The sequence below is a fragment of the Paenibacillus sp. 10L310 genome (genome assembly GCF_056395745.1).
The window spans coordinates 571,920-588,559 of the sequence record NZ_JBFTKC010000002.1 but is presented as its reverse complement, the minus strand read 5'-3'; the positions used below and the strand labels follow the sequence as shown (position 1 = coordinate 588,559).

The 16,640-nt window shown below is 44.9% G+C and carries 12 protein-coding genes; 11 read left to right on the top strand and 1 reads right to left on the bottom strand.

What is annotated here, in order from left to right:
• Window positions 1-76 precede the first annotated feature (76 nt).
• The gene (gene desA / locus AC1DE7_RS08015; protein WP_036608678.1) at window positions 77-1,135 is read right to left on the bottom strand and encodes a Delta(5) desaturase DesA; all 1,059 of its coding nucleotides are present in this window, start codon (window positions 1,133-1,135) and stop codon (window positions 77-79) included.
• 374 nt (window positions 1,136-1,509) lie between these two features.
• Between desA and AC1DE7_RS08010 the strand changes: the two genes are divergently transcribed.
• From AC1DE7_RS08010 to AC1DE7_RS07960, 11 genes are all read left to right on the top strand, one after another.
• Window positions 1,510-2,349 (top strand): YitT family protein, encoded by an 840-nt coding sequence (locus AC1DE7_RS08010; RefSeq protein ID WP_017688839.1) that lies wholly within the window; start codon window positions 1,510-1,512, stop codon window positions 2,347-2,349.
• A gap of 670 nt (window positions 2,350-3,019) precedes the next feature.
• On the top strand, window positions 3,020-4,225 hold the full coding sequence (locus tag AC1DE7_RS08005; RefSeq protein ID WP_477534109.1) for an ROK family transcriptional regulator: 1,206 nt from the start codon (window positions 3,020-3,022) through the stop codon (window positions 4,223-4,225).
• Between the two features lie 36 nt (window positions 4,226-4,261).
• Window positions 4,262-5,314 carry an ROK family protein gene (locus AC1DE7_RS08000; protein WP_477534108.1) on the top strand — a complete coding sequence of 351 codons (1,053 nt, stop codon included), beginning with the start codon at window positions 4,262-4,264 and terminating at the stop codon, window positions 5,312-5,314.
• 49 nt (window positions 5,315-5,363) lie between these two features.
• Window positions 5,364-6,587, top strand: a complete 1,224-nt coding sequence (locus AC1DE7_RS07995) for an MFS transporter (RefSeq protein WP_477534107.1) — start codon at window positions 5,364-5,366, stop codon at window positions 6,585-6,587.
• Between the two features lie 21 nt (window positions 6,588-6,608).
• On the top strand, window positions 6,609-8,852 hold the full coding sequence (locus AC1DE7_RS07990) for a helix-turn-helix domain-containing protein (RefSeq protein ID WP_477534106.1): 2,244 nt from the start codon (window positions 6,609-6,611) through the stop codon (window positions 8,850-8,852).
• Window positions 8,853-9,092: 240 nt separating this feature from the next.
• On the top strand, window positions 9,093-9,464 hold the full coding sequence (locus tag AC1DE7_RS07985; protein WP_477534105.1) for a hypothetical protein: 372 nt from the start codon (window positions 9,093-9,095) through the stop codon (window positions 9,462-9,464).
• A 394-nt stretch (window positions 9,465-9,858) separates the two neighbouring features.
• The gene (locus tag AC1DE7_RS07980; protein ID WP_315939630.1) at window positions 9,859-11,460 is read left to right on the top strand and encodes an extracellular solute-binding protein; all 1,602 of its coding nucleotides are present in this window, start codon (window positions 9,859-9,861) and stop codon (window positions 11,458-11,460) included.
• Between the two features lie 111 nt (window positions 11,461-11,571).
• Entirely contained in the window at window positions 11,572-12,474 is a 903-nt protein-coding gene (locus AC1DE7_RS07975; protein ID WP_017688833.1) for an ABC transporter permease, read from the top strand.
• Between the two features lie 38 nt (window positions 12,475-12,512).
• Entirely contained in the window at window positions 12,513-13,385 is an 873-nt protein-coding gene (locus tag AC1DE7_RS07970) for a carbohydrate ABC transporter permease (RefSeq protein WP_076249554.1), read from the top strand.
• Window positions 13,386-13,589: 204 nt separating this feature from the next.
• Window positions 13,590-15,308 carry a hypothetical protein gene (locus AC1DE7_RS07965; RefSeq protein ID WP_477534104.1) on the top strand — a complete coding sequence of 573 codons (1,719 nt, stop codon included), beginning with the start codon at window positions 13,590-13,592 and terminating at the stop codon, window positions 15,306-15,308.
• Between the two features lie 289 nt (window positions 15,309-15,597).
• Window positions 15,598-16,563: a sugar phosphate isomerase/epimerase family protein gene (locus AC1DE7_RS07960; RefSeq protein WP_477534103.1), complete on the top strand. Its 966-nt coding sequence runs from the start codon at window positions 15,598-15,600 to the stop codon at window positions 16,561-16,563.
• Window positions 16,564-16,640 lie beyond the last annotated feature (77 nt).

The following is a 16,640-nucleotide window of genomic DNA, read 5'->3' as shown; positions in this document are numbered from 1 at the left end:
CCTCAAACTTGTACTCAACTTTAGCATGACTGTAGCATGACTATGGCTTGAACACAAGAAAACGAATCCGACAGAGTTAAGGCTTCTCTGTCAGACCCGCTGGATTGGTTACTCGGATAGGCGGTTGAACATACGGCTTGCGGGATAGCTTTTTGAGCTGTCTGAAGCTAATAAACTGTTTAGAATCTTCATCCCACAGACGGAAGCGCAGGGCAACCAGACTGGAACGTAATGTAATAGTCGTTGCTTTTTGCAAAGGTGGTGTTGCGTTATGTGCTTCTTCCAAGAAATAGTTAGGTACACGTGGGCTCAAGTGATGCACATGGTGAAACCCGATATTACCACTGATCCATTGCAATAATTTTGGCAATTTGTAATAAGAACTGCCTTCAACAGCTGCTTTTACATAACTCCACTCATCTTCATGTTCAAAATACGTCTCTTCGAACTGATGTTGGACGTAGAACAACCAGATACCAAAGAAACCGGAGAAGAAGAAGATAGGTGCCTGCACCATTACAAAAGCCTGCCATCCGACTAACCAGGACATGAATGCATAAAGCACTACGATCAATACGGTAGTCAGGTGTGTATTGATACGTTCTTTGCGTCTTGCACCTTTGCGGTTAAAACGGTAAGCCAACAGAAACACGTAAATGGGTCCGATACAAAACAATACAAACGGGTTACGATAAATCCGATAGAAGAGACGACCCCAAGGAGAAGCTTCTTTGTATTCGTCAACCGTCATAACCCAGATATCACCTACACCACGTTTGTCAAGATTACTGCTTGTTGCGTGATGGATAGAATGCTCGTTTTTCCACTGCTGATAGGGTGTCACTGTTAATACACCAGTAATGGTACCGAGAATATCATTGGCGCGTTTGCTCTTGAAGAATGAACCATGACAGCAGTCATGGAAAATAATAAAGGTCCGAAGTACAAATCCGGATGCCACCAAGGCAATCGGGAAGGTCAGCCAGTAGGAAACCGATAAGCTAAAGTAAGCTGCAGCCCATAACAAGAAGAGCGGGAGCAATGTATTGATTAACTGGCGGATACTTAGTCTGAGATCATTTTTTTCGTAAGGGGTAACTTCTTTTTTTAAGGCCATTTCTTTTGATCTGTTCATAAAATTGTGTCCTCCTTCAATCGTTATAACTGTAATCAGCTACAACTTGGCGTTTCCCGCTAGACTTTCCTGTAGGAAGCGTTTTTATCATTGTAAAACAATCCGAACATGACAGTAAGTCATAAACGTCAGCCTTCTGTAATGATGAATATCAATGATGGACCATGACATTTGTCATGGGTGTATGATACTCAATAGCTCTGCAGAAGACAGAAGAGCAGGTTTTACTAATTCCTTTGCACAAATTACGCAACAATTTGTATTATGTATACAAATTTTGTTGTGAGCATGGTAAAATCTATCCTTGAGTGAATATGACAACTTATGAGACGGGTCGATTAGGTTGATTTCTGATGGATTGGATGGAATGCATAATGAAGAAACGAATTACGGATATCCTATTTATTATGGCAGGTGCATTTCTGTTTGCACTGGCGGTGAACCTGTTTGTCATCCCGAACGATTTGGCTGAAGGCGGCGTCACGGGTATCACGATTATTTTGTATTACCTGTTTGAATGGTCCCCTGGACTTATGAACTTGATCCTGAACGGTATTTTGTTAATTGTGGGATATCGGTTTCTTGATAAAACGACTACGGTATATACGATTATTGCAGTGGTATTCAATTCGTTGTTCCTGCATCTGACGGAGAGTTGGACGATTGCATCGGATGAACTCTGGATCAATACCATTTTTGCTGGATTATTTGCCGGTCTTGGTATTGGCTTGATTGTTAGAGTAGGAGGCACAACGGCGGGAACAGTGATCCTGGCCCGACTTGCCAACAAATATCTGGATTGGAATATCAGTTACGGACTTCTGTTCTTCGATCTGATTGTGGCTTTCTCCTCATACTTCATCATTGGACCGCAAGGATTAATGTGTACAATTGTCTTGCTGTTTGTTGGAACCAAAACAATGGAGTTCATTATTGAAGGGCTCAATCCGAAAAAAGCAGTCATGATTATCTCTTCCAAACAGGATGAAATCGCGAAGCAAGTCATTGAGAAGATGGATCGCGGAGTAACCGTCCTGTCCGGTCATGGCTATTACACAAAAAATAAGAAAGAAATTCTATACATTGTGATTAGCAAGCAGGAAGTTTCTATGTTGAAGAAGATTGTACGAGCAGAAGATGAGATTGCTTTTATCACCATTCATGACGTGCGTGATGTTTTCGGTGAAGGATTTATTGAACTCTCCAAAACTTGATGAATATGTATATAAGGAAGAAAGGAGTTGCGGTGAAATATCACCGCAACTTTTTTGATAGGTTAATGGTATCCGGTATTAATCTAGTTCAATAAGAAAGAACCCTTCTCCGAAGAGAAGGGCAAAAGAGTATTAGTAATGTCTTCTTTTTTTGACTCCACAATATTCAACAGTGACATGACAGTGTTTTTTACACTTTGTAGGGACATATTTAACTTTGGTAACACAAGTTTTCGTAATTTTTTTGTAAAAACACTTTGGTCTTGGATGATGACATTTATGATGTTTTCTATACATATTAAAACCTCCCTGATCGTGATAAGGTATTCTATGAGCGTGTCACTGTTTCGGAAATGTATAAACGTCTATTATTGTATAATAATTCCTTTATTAGGCTTCTGTGTTACAGGTGAAGGTTAGTTCTTTCTAGTAAAACTTTCTACTAAAAGAGTGCAATGACAAAAAGCTGTACACCTACCAAACACGATGATATATTGAATTTAATCAATTTGTTAATAAACCTAACTAACTAAGCATTTAGCATAATTTCCAGGAGCGTTTTACAATCAGCAAGATATAGATCGAAACGGTGTTATTCGTCTATATTTTGTACCCGAGAGCGACTTTAATCGAATTATGAAAAATGCTAACTATAAGAGGAGGCGATAACATGGCTGGCACACCGCAGTATATCCGCAATCTGAATGAAAATCTCATCATGGATGCCCTCATAACTCAGGGAACCATGTCGAGAGCGGATATCAGCCGTCAGACCGGACTCAGTAAACCAACAGTATCTTTGGCAGTCGAACATCTGATTGACCGTAATCTGGTGAGGGAAATGGGGCCAGCTGACAACGCTCAGGGTCGAAAAGCAACCCTCATTCGTTTCAACGAAACGGCTTATTATGTCTGTGGGATAGATATCGGCGCAACTCGTATTCGGATTGCATTATCCGATCTGAATGGAGAGATCATTGCCTATCGAACATATCCCATGGTTGTTCAAGGAGCTTATGAGCGAGGAGAAGCGACGATGTTGGAGCTTCTTCGAAGCCATATGAACGAACTGCTTGATGAGAATCATCTGAACTGGGATCAGATTCAGTGCATCGGGTTCGGTATACCAGGCGTAGTGCTACCTGAATCAGGGCGTATCAATCGTATTGTGGACCCGTTAGCGGGTCTGGAAGAAGCTTTCTCTCTAGAGTCGTTGTCAGGAGCTTTTCCCTGTGAAGTAATTCTGGAAAATGATGTGAATCTTGCAGCGCTTGGGGAGTATCGGAGTGGTGTAGCAGCAGGATATCCCTTGTTTGTTTTTTTCTCCATCGGTACAGGGACGGGCGCTGGCATCATGGTACATGGCCAACTGCTTCGAGGTTTAGGTGGCTTAACTGGAGAGATCGCGGAGATGCTGGTGGACGATGGCCGACGTCTGGAGGAAGTGCTGTCCGCTGATGGTCTGATGCAACTGGCGAAAGATTATCTAGATCAGCATGATGAACTATTATTGGAGGCTGCTGATTCGGGTGCAGATGATCTTCACAGACACCTGACTCCCGAGAAGTTATTTGAAGCTGCGCGCAGTGGAGAAGTAGAGGCGTTAGACATTCTACAACAATACAGCCAGAAGATTGCTTCCGCTCTGCGTCAGATTAGCGTTGTGCTTGCTCCAGATCTCATTGTGCTTGGCGGAGGTGTAGGAGGGAACGGTGATGTGTTATTGCCTTTACTGAGGCAGATCATCTCTGAGCAATTCCCTGTGCAACCACAGTTAATCTGTTCCAAGCTTGGTGAGCAAGCTGTTGTCACTGGCGCGGTACAGGTGGCCATACAACAAACGATGCTGAACCTTCAGCAGGAAGCCATGGAATAAGAGATTGGATATACAACATGTGAGGAGGGAAAAGGCATGACAGAATCCGTGAAAAACGTAAGTAATAATTATCAGACCAATCAGAATGGTACGGCTAAAAGTGATCTATCCGGCTGGATTGCAGGTATTGACATTGGAGGCACCAAAACATTAATGCTCTTGTCATCACAACAGGCTGGAAATGAAGTTCATGAACGTATCTTGCCTACGCTTGCCAGTGATCAGCCGGATGAGTTCTTCCGATGGTTATTCACTGAATTGGAAATATTCTGCCGCGAAGTTGGATGCAATCTGGATCAACTTAAAGGTGCAGGCTTGGGATTCCCTGGTGTGATTCTGCAAGAGGAGGGGATACTGCGAAATGCTCCTGCTTTTCAGTGGCCTGAGCTAGATATTCGCCCTGTTATTGCGAAGTACTACAGCGGGAATATCATGTTGGATAATGATGTGAATATGGCGGCAATGGGAGAATATGATCAAGGGGCAGCACAGGGACATCAACACTGTGTAATGGTCACGGTTGGAACAGGCATTGGATCTGCTCTTATCCTGAATGGACAGCTCTATAGCGGCCAGAATGGAGCAGCAGGTGAGATTGGGCATTTCATTGCAGGAGACGAAGGGCTTTATACCGGTTACGTTGCGGATGCGGATTCCTTTGGCGTATTTGAGCAAGTGACCTCAGGTACGGGAATTACCGAACAGGCGAGGCGTTATTTTGCTGCTGGAAAGGGGAGTTCCTTATCCCTGATCATGAGTCTGGCAGGAGGGGAAGCGGAACAGATTGAAGCCAGGCATGTATTCAAAGCAGCGGAGTCGGGTGATCTTGCTGCCCTGGAGATTCTGGAACTACCCATGCGTTATATGGCGAGAGGTCTGGCGAATATTACGGCTTTACTCAATCCTTCCATTATAGTGATCGGTGGTGGCGTGGCTGCATCCAACCCATCTTATTATCTAAATGAAGTGCGCACACGCCTCCAACGTTACACTGTTCTGCCTACACTTCTAGCTGTAGCTGAACTGGGGAACAAAGCAGGAGCAATCGGTGCATTGGCTGCAATCAAGTCGAGTCTGACACGCACATAAAAATAGAGAATAGGCGAAGCAACTACAGAAATAAAGGATGGAGATCCGGATGAGAAGTAGACATATGAAGGCTTACACAGAGAAAATAAAAGCCGATTCCAAGGATGCAAAACATGTTTTACTCCAATTGCAGGGCCTATATCTGTTTATGGGGCTAGCTGGTGGGATGTTTAACCCGTACATTAATCCCATATTGGTAGCACAAGGGTTTTCCAGTAAAGAAACCGGATTTATTATGGCGTTTGGCACACTTGTATCCATTATTCTTCAACCTATATGGGGAATTCTGGTAGATAAGTTTAAAAAGACACGGTTCGTACTGGTGATAAGCCTGCTTGTTCCTGCATCGTTAGCGTATTTCTACAATATTCAAGTGTACTTTATATTAATATTGATTTATACTTTATGCACTATATTCCAAGTGACTCAAATACCCGTTGCTGACTCCTATGCGGTTACAGCTGCGAGAGCCGCGAACACCTCATATGGCATGATCCGACTCTTCGGCAGCATAGGAACGGGAGTTGGGGGATTTGCCGCAGGGATGTATCTCTCCCAGTTTTCCATTCACATGTTATGGCTACCATTTCTCCTGTTTAACATTCTGAGCGCTATACTGGCAAGTACACTTCCCCGGCAGACGAGTATATCCTCGTCCTCGGTAACCTTCTCCGTAGGTTTGGCAAGATTGCTCCGAAACCGGACATTCCTTCTATTTCTAACAGGTTGTTTCCTGGTTAACCAAACGCTCACTGCGTTTAACTCCTTTTTTGTTATTTCATTTCAGATGGCTGGCGGTTCTGTGACCATGACAGGTACGGCGTTGTTGCTTGCGTCGATTACCAATGTTCCATCCATGTTGGCAGCGGCATTCATACTCCGAAAATGGGGGCATGAACGCACGATGCTGCTTGCAGCGGGGGCGTATATGTTACGTTGGGGGATACAATGGCTATGGCCGACGCCTGAGGTCATGATTGGCGTTCAGGTGCTGCATGGGTTATCCTTCGGATTCTTTTATATCGCAGCAGTGGAATATGTGGCATCGGTTACGGGACGGGAAATGCAGGCCACAGGACAAAGTTTATTTAACATGGTGTTTGCTGGCCTGGGCGGAATTGTTGGTAATATGCTTAACGGATATTTACTCGATTCCGGCGGTCCATCACTGATGTATCTGGCTTGCACGATCAGTGCGGCACTAGGATCGGTGATTCTGTATATCGTCAGCAGGCAGGCCAAAGAACAGAGAAGAGTATACTCATTGGAATAGAAATGGAAGGAGTTGGAGCCTATGAAAGTAAATCTGAAGCGGAATTGGCACACCAAGTTGATGTATTCCTATTTTCCTATTTTTCTGCTTACGATTTCCATTCTGATCTTTCTCTCCTTCCTGATTGTCAACGAACTCTCACGTAACGAAACACAAAAAGCCGACATGATCTCCACCCGCTATATCGTGGATACACTGGAGCGCTCGCTAAGTGACATTGAACTTCGGTTGCTTGAAGACATTGGTGCAAACAAAACATATAGTCGCTTTCTGGAAGCTGGCCAGGGACAATTATCGAGTCAGTTCATCTATGATGCGGCAAGTGGGCTGGGACGTATGCTGGATCAGCAGGATATGATTCAATCCATTTATCTCTATCGTATGTCCGATTCCCAGATTCTTACGCCCAGAGGCATGATGCGTTTGGAAGATTTCGAAGATCGTGCCTATATTGAGCAAGCCTTGAAAGATCGGGATAACCTCGGTTGGAATCTGCCACGTGATTATAAGGAACGTTCCTTCGACGTACCTTCACAGGTGATTAGCATGAATAAGTGGCTTCCGTTACCGTGGGGCGGGGAAGGACTGCTCGTCATTACCATCCGCATGTATGCAGTGGAACGGCAGATTGATAACATGACCAATGAAAAGTTATCTGTTCTTCAGGTTCGGGATAAAAGCGACAATCTGATCTATACCGCGCATCAAATGGACCCTTCAGCAGGTGAAATCCTTAATCGTGTGACTGCGGACAAGCTTGGTCTGGTCTTCGAGAGTGGTATTCAATCCGGACAGCTGTATTCATGGGTATCCCTTGTTTCTTATGTGTGGATCGGTATTGGTTTATTAACGATTGTTGGTGCGGTGGCGGGACTAATCTACATTACTCGCAGAAATACACGCCCCATCGAGCTGATCATGAATCGAATTCAGGCGTTACAGCCACGTGCCGAGGAGAATGAAGCAACTCCATCCGTCAAAGATGAACTGGCACTCATCGACCGTGCGCTGGAACATCTGATTGCTCAAACGGTTGACTATGAGAAACAACATCATGAAAACCTGTTGATTCATCGCAGACAGTTGCTTGTTGATCTGATGGAAGGAGAGCGGATGGATTCGTTCCGTCAGCGACTTCGCCATCTGCAACCGCTAGAGGAACGATTCATGGAACCGAAGAGTGTTGCTGTCCTCATTGCGGAGATGAATGGTGACGATCTCTCGACCAATCAGAATATTCTGAAGATTGCGCTTATGAACGTAGTGGAAGAACTTGTGCAGAATGAGACCCAGTTCGGCGGTTGGGCTGAATGGTTTGGGAACCGCAGGCTTATTGTGGTGATTGCATCGGATGAGCAGGAAGGACTGGACCGTGAATTACTTATGGATCTGGCTAAGCAGATGCATATGTGGATTGCGGAAAACTTCCGCCTACGGTTTACGTTCGGGATTGGACGAACCGTACCGGGCTGGGAGGAGATTACTCGTTCCTATGCGAGTGCAGATGGGGGTTTGCAGCATAGACTTACCCTTGGTAAAGATGCGATCGTTCTCAGTGAGCAACTGCCGGATCGTATTGAGCTGCAATCGTACAAGTATTTGCAGATGCTCGCAGACTTTGTCCGTGAATTCAGACTAACCGGCGATGGTTGGCGAACGCAGCTGGATCAGATGTTTGTTGCGTTTAATGAAGATCAGATTACAGATAACGATATTCGCATGTTGCTGCAGGCGTTAATCCAGATGTTGTCCCGTGAATTCGGGGAGCTGTCTGAGCGGTTGCAAAGCCAATTTGCCGAGGAAATCCTGACTCGTCTTCGCAGTGATATCCAGCAGGTGGAGACACTGGAGGGGATTCAAGAGATTTTGCAGGAGTGGCTTAAAGAGGTTTATCGCAATTATGTATCTGTGAATGAAACGAAAAGTCATCGCGCGATGATCAACGAGCTGCGGATATATATTGAAGAGCATTTTGATGATCCGGATCTGTCGCTGAAACATCTGAGTGATCGGTTCCAAATCTCGGGCAAATATGCGAGTTATTTGTTCAAGGAAGAGTTTGAGATGAAGTTTGTTGATTTTCTGGTGAAACTGAGGGTCGAAAAGGCCTGTCGTCTGTTGTCTGCATCCGATATGGCTGTTCAGGATATTGCTCTTCAAGTGGGATACGCCAATGCAATTTCCTTCGGCAGAGTATTTAAACGGATTATGGGCGTGACACCAGGAGACTACCGCAAGCAGGGTGGAAAACAAGGGGATCAATAACGGAATTGCACCTGTTAGAACATCCGAGTATCGGGTGAAATCCAATAATCTTAGAGATATCAATGAAATCTCCTGTATGAGGCAATAAGGTTTCGTCCCTTATCGTTCTTTGCAGGAGATTTTTTGGCTGTTCAACCACGATCTTAGGCCAGTGTAGCCGGTATGTTGTTAAGGAATTTTACGAATGTCCTATACTAGCAGTATGACAATTCATAGATTAATAGGGCAGGAGTGAAGATGGTGTACAAATATGGACAGCAAGTATGGGGATCAGTAGATATCAGTAAAAGGGTTACCATTACAGCAAACAACAACACATTCGCATTTCATGTAGATGACTCGTCATATACGATAACTATACCTGTTGGTACCTACACGACAAGTCAACAAAGGCATGAATCCGAACTTATTCAGGCCATTTCGAAGGCAGGGGCAGCTCAGAACATTCCAGTACGATTTATTTTGGGCGGAATGCATTATGATGAGAAGTATAATGTGTTGATTTTGGAACATACGGACACGACCAACGAACATGTCATCGATCAATTTGCGGGAAATGCCCTCGATACGTTGTTTGGTCAAATGAAGTTTAATCTTCCGCCGAGGAATTAGTCGTGGAATCGTTCTACACGTGTTGCTAAACAAGGAGATCACATAAGATGTGGTCTCTTTTTCATTTTTTGAAGAGAGATTTAATGGAAAAAAGATTATTGCAAGATGGGTGATGCCAGATTGTCTATGAGAAATCAAAATGAATGCAACACAATATGTTATTATAGTTAACATTAAAGGTGTGAAAATTGTATATTGTCAGGAAATATGTTTATATATCGCGGTATTTAACTTAAAAAACGTGAATTTCACATTTTGAAAATAGTTTATTGTCTAAATATCAGATCTCATGTAATGATTAGTGACATTCACAGGTGCAACAAAATGGGATGAACAAAGTGGAGTGGCAATCATGTGAATCCATTCAGAGAGTGTGCGAAAGGGGAAAGGTCAAATGAGATTATTTCAAAGACGTAAGGCAGGCAAGGCAAGTTCAATCCTCGCAGTGGTAACAGCATTCACTCTATTATTATCTGCATGTTCGTCGGGAAGCGAATCAACATCTTCATCTGGAGAGTCGGGTTCGGGGGAAAAAACAACTTTGAAAGTAGAAATCTTCGATCGGGGAAACACTCCGGCGGGCTACACCATTTCGGACAGTTATCTGACTCGCTTCATTCAAGAGAAGTTTGGTGATCCAAACAACATCGATGTTCAGTTTGTTCCAGTACCACGCTCGGAGGAAGTACAGAAACTTAACGTTCTGATGGCGAGTGGCTCTGAAGTACCTGATATCGTCTTTACCTACGATTCGGGAACATTCAACCGGTATGCAGAGCAAGGAGGTCTGACCGAACTTACGGATCTGATCAATCAAAGTGGTCCTAACCTGAAGAAGTTCCTGGGAGATGAAACGCTGGCCTACGGTCAATACGATGGACAACAGTTCGCGGTTCCAGGTAAACGTCTTGTACTTGGCAAGTACGCATCCTATGTTCGTCAGGACTGGCTGGATGCACTCGGATTGCCTTCCCCTGAGACAGCTGAGGAGCTGCATACAACACTGAAAGCCTTTAAGGAAAAAGATCCGGGTAAGGTTGGCACAGGACTTATTCCGATGGGGATGTCCATTGCCTCGGCTCAATATGAACCACTGATCTGGTCATTCATTGAACCGCTGACGGAAGAACAGAAATATACATTAACGCAACAACTGGGTTCCAATGACTATCCAACGTTGTTGCCTGGTTTCAAGGACGCTCTGAAATATATGAACACACTATATAATGAAGGATTAATGAGCAAGGATTTTGGACTCGACAAAGACAAGAAAAAGCTGTGGGAAGATGTATCTAACGGCAAAGTTGGATTCTACACCGAGGATGCAGGGGAGATTTATATCTCCGGTACGTACAAAAACCTGCAAACCAATCAACCTGGTGCAGTGATGACACCGATTGATGCATTCAAAAACTCCGAGGGCAAATTCGCCAAACCGGCATATGCACCCAATGCGATGTATGTCATGATCCCGAAATCGAGCAAAAATGCGGAAGCCGCGATGAAGTATCTGGATTGGATGGCTTCGGGCAACAACCTGTTCGATCTGCAATTCGGTGTTGAAAATGAGAACTATGAGCTCGTGGATGGAGTTCCACTGATCAAAGATGATGCTTCTCCTGAAATCGCAGGTCGTATCTATAATTCCGGTGACATTGCCATTATCGTCAATGGTAAATACGTTGGAGATGACAAGAAAAATGAAGAGGCTTATGTCGTACAGGTAGAGTCGAAGTATCGGGATGATATGCGCAAGTCGGTAGCGATCTCTAACACGGACACCATTCAACCGGTACGTTTCTCCAAACCGATTGACGCAGAAGCACGTTACGGTAACGGCTTGAAAGACAAGTTTATGGAGTTTTTCGTGAAAACAACCATTTCCAAACCCGCTGATTTTGAAGCTACGTATGACAGCATGATGAAGGACTACATGGCGAGCGGTGGTCAAGCAATCCTGGATGAACGTACAGAAGCTTACAAAGCGATGAAATAAGTAGAGTAGAGATCACATCTAATGTGTATGACAACAAAGAACAGGGATTTCATTAGGGCGATGGCAACATCGCCTTGATGAAGAATCCTGAATGACATGGGGGGAAGGTATATGAAAACAAGCATCTATTTCCGCAGAAACTGGCAACTATATGCGTTGCTCCTACTGCCCATGATCTACTTCATTATTTTCAAGTATGGGCCAATGTATGGCGTGCAGATTGCGTTCAAGGACTTTAACTTCTTTCAAGGGATCGCCGGTAGTGAGTGGATTGGCTTGGATGCATTCAGAGAAGTGTTTCAAAATCAGGGATTCTACACGGCATTACGCAACACGTTAGTGCTTAACATGCTGGATCTACTGGTCTCCTTCCCGGCACCACTTATATTAGCCATCTTATTGTTCGAGCTGAAGAAGGCCTGGTTCAAAAAGTTGGCACAGACTTTACTGTACATTCCTCACTTTATTTCGTGGGTCATTATTGGAGGGATCGTACTTCAGGTATTCGGTACACAATCCGGTTTTATTAACAATATCTTGATGAGCATGGGATTTGATCCATTACCTTTCCTTTCAGACAAAAACTATTGGCTCTTTACGTATCTTGCGGTAGGCGTGTGGCAGAGTGCAGGCTGGGGTACGATTCTGTATCTGGCATCTCTCACGGGCATTAACCGGGAACTCTACGAAGCCGCAGAAGTGGATGGAGCAAGTCGGCTGCGCAGAATCTGGCACATCTCCTTGCCAGGCATCAAAACAACGATTGTTACCTTATTGATCATCAATGTCGGCAACATGATCTCTATCGGCTTCGACCGACCGTTTATAATCGGTAACGTGGCTGTACGTGAATACTCGGATGTGCTCAGCACATTTGTCTATCGTGTCGGTTTACAATCTGGTCAGGTTACGCTCGCAACAGCTGTAGGTTTGTTCCAGGCTTTAGTTGGACTTGTCTTCATACTCGGAGCGAACTATACGTCCAAGAAATTAACCGATGAGAGCATTATGTAGTGGATTGAATCACATATGATCTGTAAGGAGTGAGTGGGATGTCTGAAAACACGGCGAATCGAATATTCAACACGGTAAACGTCATTCTTATTATCATTACGATGGTGCTGTGTCTTGCACCATTCATTCATATTATTGCGATCTCGCTCAGCTCAAACCGGGCGATCGGTTCAGGAGAAGTTTCCTTTTTCCCCAAAGAGTTGTCCTTTGAGGCGTATACCAAAGTATTTGCAGATGGATCAATGATTCGTTCCCTCATCTATACGATTTGGCTGACCGTCCTGAGTACGGTGCTAAGCATGGTGATGACCATTGCAGCTGCATATCCACTGGCGAAGAGTAATCTGAAAGGGCGTAAGTGGTTCATGCTTGTGATTGTGGTGACGATGTTCTTCAGTGGCGGCATTATCCCCGAGTACATTCTGATCAAAAATCTACATTTACTCGATAGCACATGGGGACTTATTCTGCCTGGATTGATTAGTCCGTTTTATATGATTATCCTCATTACCTTCTTCCGAGGGATTCCCGAAAGTCTGGAAGAAGCAGCAGGCATTGATGGAAGCAGCCACTTTGGAACACTTATGCGCATTATCTTGCCACTATCCCTTCCGGTTATGGCAACACTGAGCCTATTCTACGCGGTAGGACGGTGGAATGGTTTTCAGGATGCACTGATGTATATTACGAAACCTGAACTGTATCCTTTGCAATTGAAGTTGTATCAGATGATTCAGCAAAACCAGATTACAGAACTGATGCAGAACGAAGGTATTGGTGCTGTTCAAGTCCTGCCTGAGAGTCTGAAAGCAGCCAGCGTTATATTCTCAACGTTACCGATCCTGCTTGTGTATCCGTGGTTGCAGCGGTACTTTATCAGTGGCGTAATGGTAGGTGCTGTAAAAGGTTAATAGAGGTTGTTCAAAAAGTTCACTTTTGATTACGAATGATGCCTAGTGGCATCATCAGCATCGAATATGAAATTTAGCCGAAATGTCCGTTGCTCACGTAGTTGTCCTACGCTCCGCTACTCCATTTCTAGCTTAATTCCATCTTCTTGGTACTGAAAACTGATCTTTTTGAACACACACCTATAGTCTCGGGAGGTCCATGACATGACACAACGAAGGGTAGAGAAGATGTCGAAAGAGCAACAGTATCTTGTAAATCAGTCCATGTTGATGATGGATAGCTTTTATGACGAGAAAGTGGATCTGATTCGGAGTTTCGAAGAAGAGGATTCATCGCAGCACAGTACACGAGCCAGTGCACATTATGCGCTCGGATTGTTAATTCGAAATGAGCCTGGTGATGTGGAACGCGCGATACGAGTGTTCCACAAGGTGCTCGATGTTCAATATGACGCTCCGGATGAGATCTATCACGGAACCTTCGCGACCCGACCAACTGATGTGCATCCACCAGCGGGTCACTATGCTTGGAAATCTTTTGCGCCAGGCACGGCCTATTTCCTGGAACGCACCTTTGAGAAGGTGTCTGCGCAGTTTATCCATAAACTACAGGAAGAGGGTTCTCTGCTAACAGAGGCAGCAGACCCCAAACAACTGAAACACCTTTTTTATTCGGCAGTGAATCAGGTTCTGCCACCAGTCTGGATCAGCTATGATCCCAACTGGCGTGAGTTTATCGCTTGTGTCTGTGTGGTCGTAACTGCCGAATTTGCCGAACTACTGCCGGAGACACTCATGAAACGGATGGATCATGCAATGGAGTTGGCTGTACAAGGGTCAATAGAACGCAGGTTATCCGACGTAATCCCAATGAACACGAATATTGAGTTGATGCACATTTTCATCACCCACTACTACGGCCATCGCTTGAACCGGACAGAATGGATTCGGCATTCGGATGAACAGGCGGAGGGATTGATGAAGGAGTTCGAACAATACGACGGCACATTCGCCGAGTTCAACACGACAACGTATTACGGGGTGGATCTGTCCGTGCTTGGCATGTATCGAAAGTATGGACTCACGGAACGTTTGATCGAAATTGGACACCGGATTGAACATGGGCTGTGGAATAACATTGCGCTATATTACAATGCCAACCTGGAGAATCTCTCCGGCCCGTTCTCCCGGGCGTACGACATGGAGATGCGAGAGCATAGTTCGATCGGTGTATTTATCTATCTCTTGCTTGGAGAAGGGTATGAATATCTGGCAGGAATCAACTGTGAGTCAGGCCATGATCCATTGATTGCGCTCCTTGGGGTGGATGTGCCCGCTGAAGCCGTGCCGTATTTCAAGGCTCATCAAGAAGATCGGCTTGTGCAGAAACAATTTATGGAACTGTGTGAGCGCAATGATCCAACGTCCAATCGAAATTTGTGTACAGCCAAAGCCTGGATTGGTGAGGACCGGATGATCGGGGCCATGTCGGGAAGTGTGAATACGAATGGACAGATGCATCCAGCTACGATCCACTGGCAGACAGAGACGGGTGAGCGTTATTATCTCCGCTTGATCCGTCGTGAGGTAGGCGAGGGCTGGAACAGCCATCTGCGCGGAGTAACGTTCGATGCGGATCTCACGCCAGATTCGTTAACCATTGATGTGGAGCTGGATACGGCGGAAGAGATCGATGTTTATTTTGAAATCAGGGGGCCATCCCTTCGTCAACAGGATATTACACCAGCGTTATGGCAGTTCCCTGGACTTACGTGTACCGTGAAGGCTGAAGCGCCTGAACCATCCGTGTTAATGTACGTGAATCATGCGGAGATCATCTATCGTTATGTGCCTGGAAAGACGGCAAACAAGATGAGATTTGAATTGACTCTCCGAGAAGACAACGGTTTGAGGAATAAATAGGTATATAAGATGAACTGAACATTTACACGAGAACGAAGAATGCAGAACCGATCTGAAGAAGCGGAGCGTTCGCCTGAAAGCTTTCTGCAAGAAAGCTGCATCGGAAGCATAAGCTATCACCGGATTTTTCCCTTTGGAGAAGGGGATCAAAAAATCAGGGGATAACAGCGATCGGAAGATGGTACTGCAATTGGAGTGATCTAGTGTAAAGTTTATTGGTTCAACTTATATAGATAGAGATAAATGGAATATGAATGGGCGATAGAATTAGAGACAGGAGGAACCAATGATGTATACGGACAAACAGGAATATTCATTCTCAACATGTTGGAATATCAAACGTCATACGACCGGACAAGGCATGATCGAGGAGATCAAGTCTCTTGGATTCAAACAAGTTGAACTAAATTATAACGTTACGGAAGAGATGCAACAGACGATAGAACCGATGATTGAACGGGGCGAGATCGGTGTATCCAGTGTGCATAATACATTCCCGCATGTGGCTGATCCCGATTACGGGACGGATTCCGTCCTGCTTGGATTCGATGATGAGCCGCGCCGCAAACGGGCGATTGAGCTTTTACTTCGCTCAGCCGAGTACGCACATCGTTTTGGGGCCAAGGCTGTTGTTGTACATCCCGGTGAGGTTCCGTTTGAATACAATATAGATGAAGCGTTGAAGAAGATATACCACGATCAAGGGCCGGATTCACCGGCATATCAATCTTTATGGCAAGAGATGCTGGAGAAACGGGAAGATGGCAGCGCACATTACCTGAGCCTTATTCAGGAGAGTCTGGAAGAGGTATGTAACTTGTCGGAGCAGCGGGGATACGGGGTGAATTTCGGTATTGAGACCCGTTCACGCTGTTATCAGATGCCGACTTTGAACGAAGCGGGAACGATTATTGGACAAATGAAGGGCGCACCGCTTGGTCTTTGGTACGATATTGGTCACGGCATGATGATGGATCGAATGGGGCTGTACGATAATGTACGTGAGGCTAACACGTTGATTGATCACGTGGTTGGCGTGCATATTCATGAAACCGTAGGGTTGGCAGATCATTGGTGTCCATACATTCATAGCAAAGACATGACATTTTTTGATTCGTTTTTGGATATTATCGACCGTTCTCCGGTGAAAGTATATGAGCTGAAAGCCGCGTGCACACCGGAAGAGATTGATGAAAGTCACGGAATGATTAAGTCTCGCATTGCTGAACGTCAAGCGGCACGTCAGCGCGGGTAAAGGAGCAGACGTATCAAGCATGAATGCTCCTTATAGGAAAACCTCATAGTAAAGTAAATCAACAAATAGAGCGGTTC

Bases quoted from the DNA above. Each gene is read 5' to 3' on its own strand.
- desA (WP_036608678.1), bottom strand. From the start codon at position 1,135: ATGAACAGATCAAAAGAAATGGCCTTAAAAAAAGAAGTTACCCCTTAC.
- AC1DE7_RS08010 (WP_017688839.1), top strand. From the start codon at position 1,510: ATGAAGAAACGAATTACGGATATCCTATTTATTATGGCAGGTGCATTT.
- AC1DE7_RS08005 (WP_477534109.1), top strand. From the start codon at position 3,020: ATGGCTGGCACACCGCAGTATATCCGCAATCTGAATGAAAATCTCATC.
- AC1DE7_RS08000 (WP_477534108.1), top strand. From the start codon at position 4,262: ATGACAGAATCCGTGAAAAACGTAAGTAATAATTATCAGACCAATCAG.
- AC1DE7_RS07995 (WP_477534107.1), top strand. From the start codon at position 5,364: ATGAGAAGTAGACATATGAAGGCTTACACAGAGAAAATAAAAGCCGAT.
- AC1DE7_RS07990 (WP_477534106.1), top strand. From the start codon at position 6,609: ATGAAAGTAAATCTGAAGCGGAATTGGCACACCAAGTTGATGTATTCC.
- AC1DE7_RS07980 (WP_315939630.1), top strand. From the start codon at position 9,859: ATGAGATTATTTCAAAGACGTAAGGCAGGCAAGGCAAGTTCAATCCTC.
- AC1DE7_RS07975 (WP_017688833.1), top strand. From the start codon at position 11,572: ATGAAAACAAGCATCTATTTCCGCAGAAACTGGCAACTATATGCGTTG.
- AC1DE7_RS07970 (WP_076249554.1), top strand. From the start codon at position 12,513: ATGTCTGAAAACACGGCGAATCGAATATTCAACACGGTAAACGTCATT.
- AC1DE7_RS07965 (WP_477534104.1), top strand. From the start codon at position 13,590: ATGACACAACGAAGGGTAGAGAAGATGTCGAAAGAGCAACAGTATCTT.
- AC1DE7_RS07960 (WP_477534103.1), top strand. From the start codon at position 15,598: ATGTATACGGACAAACAGGAATATTCATTCTCAACATGTTGGAATATC.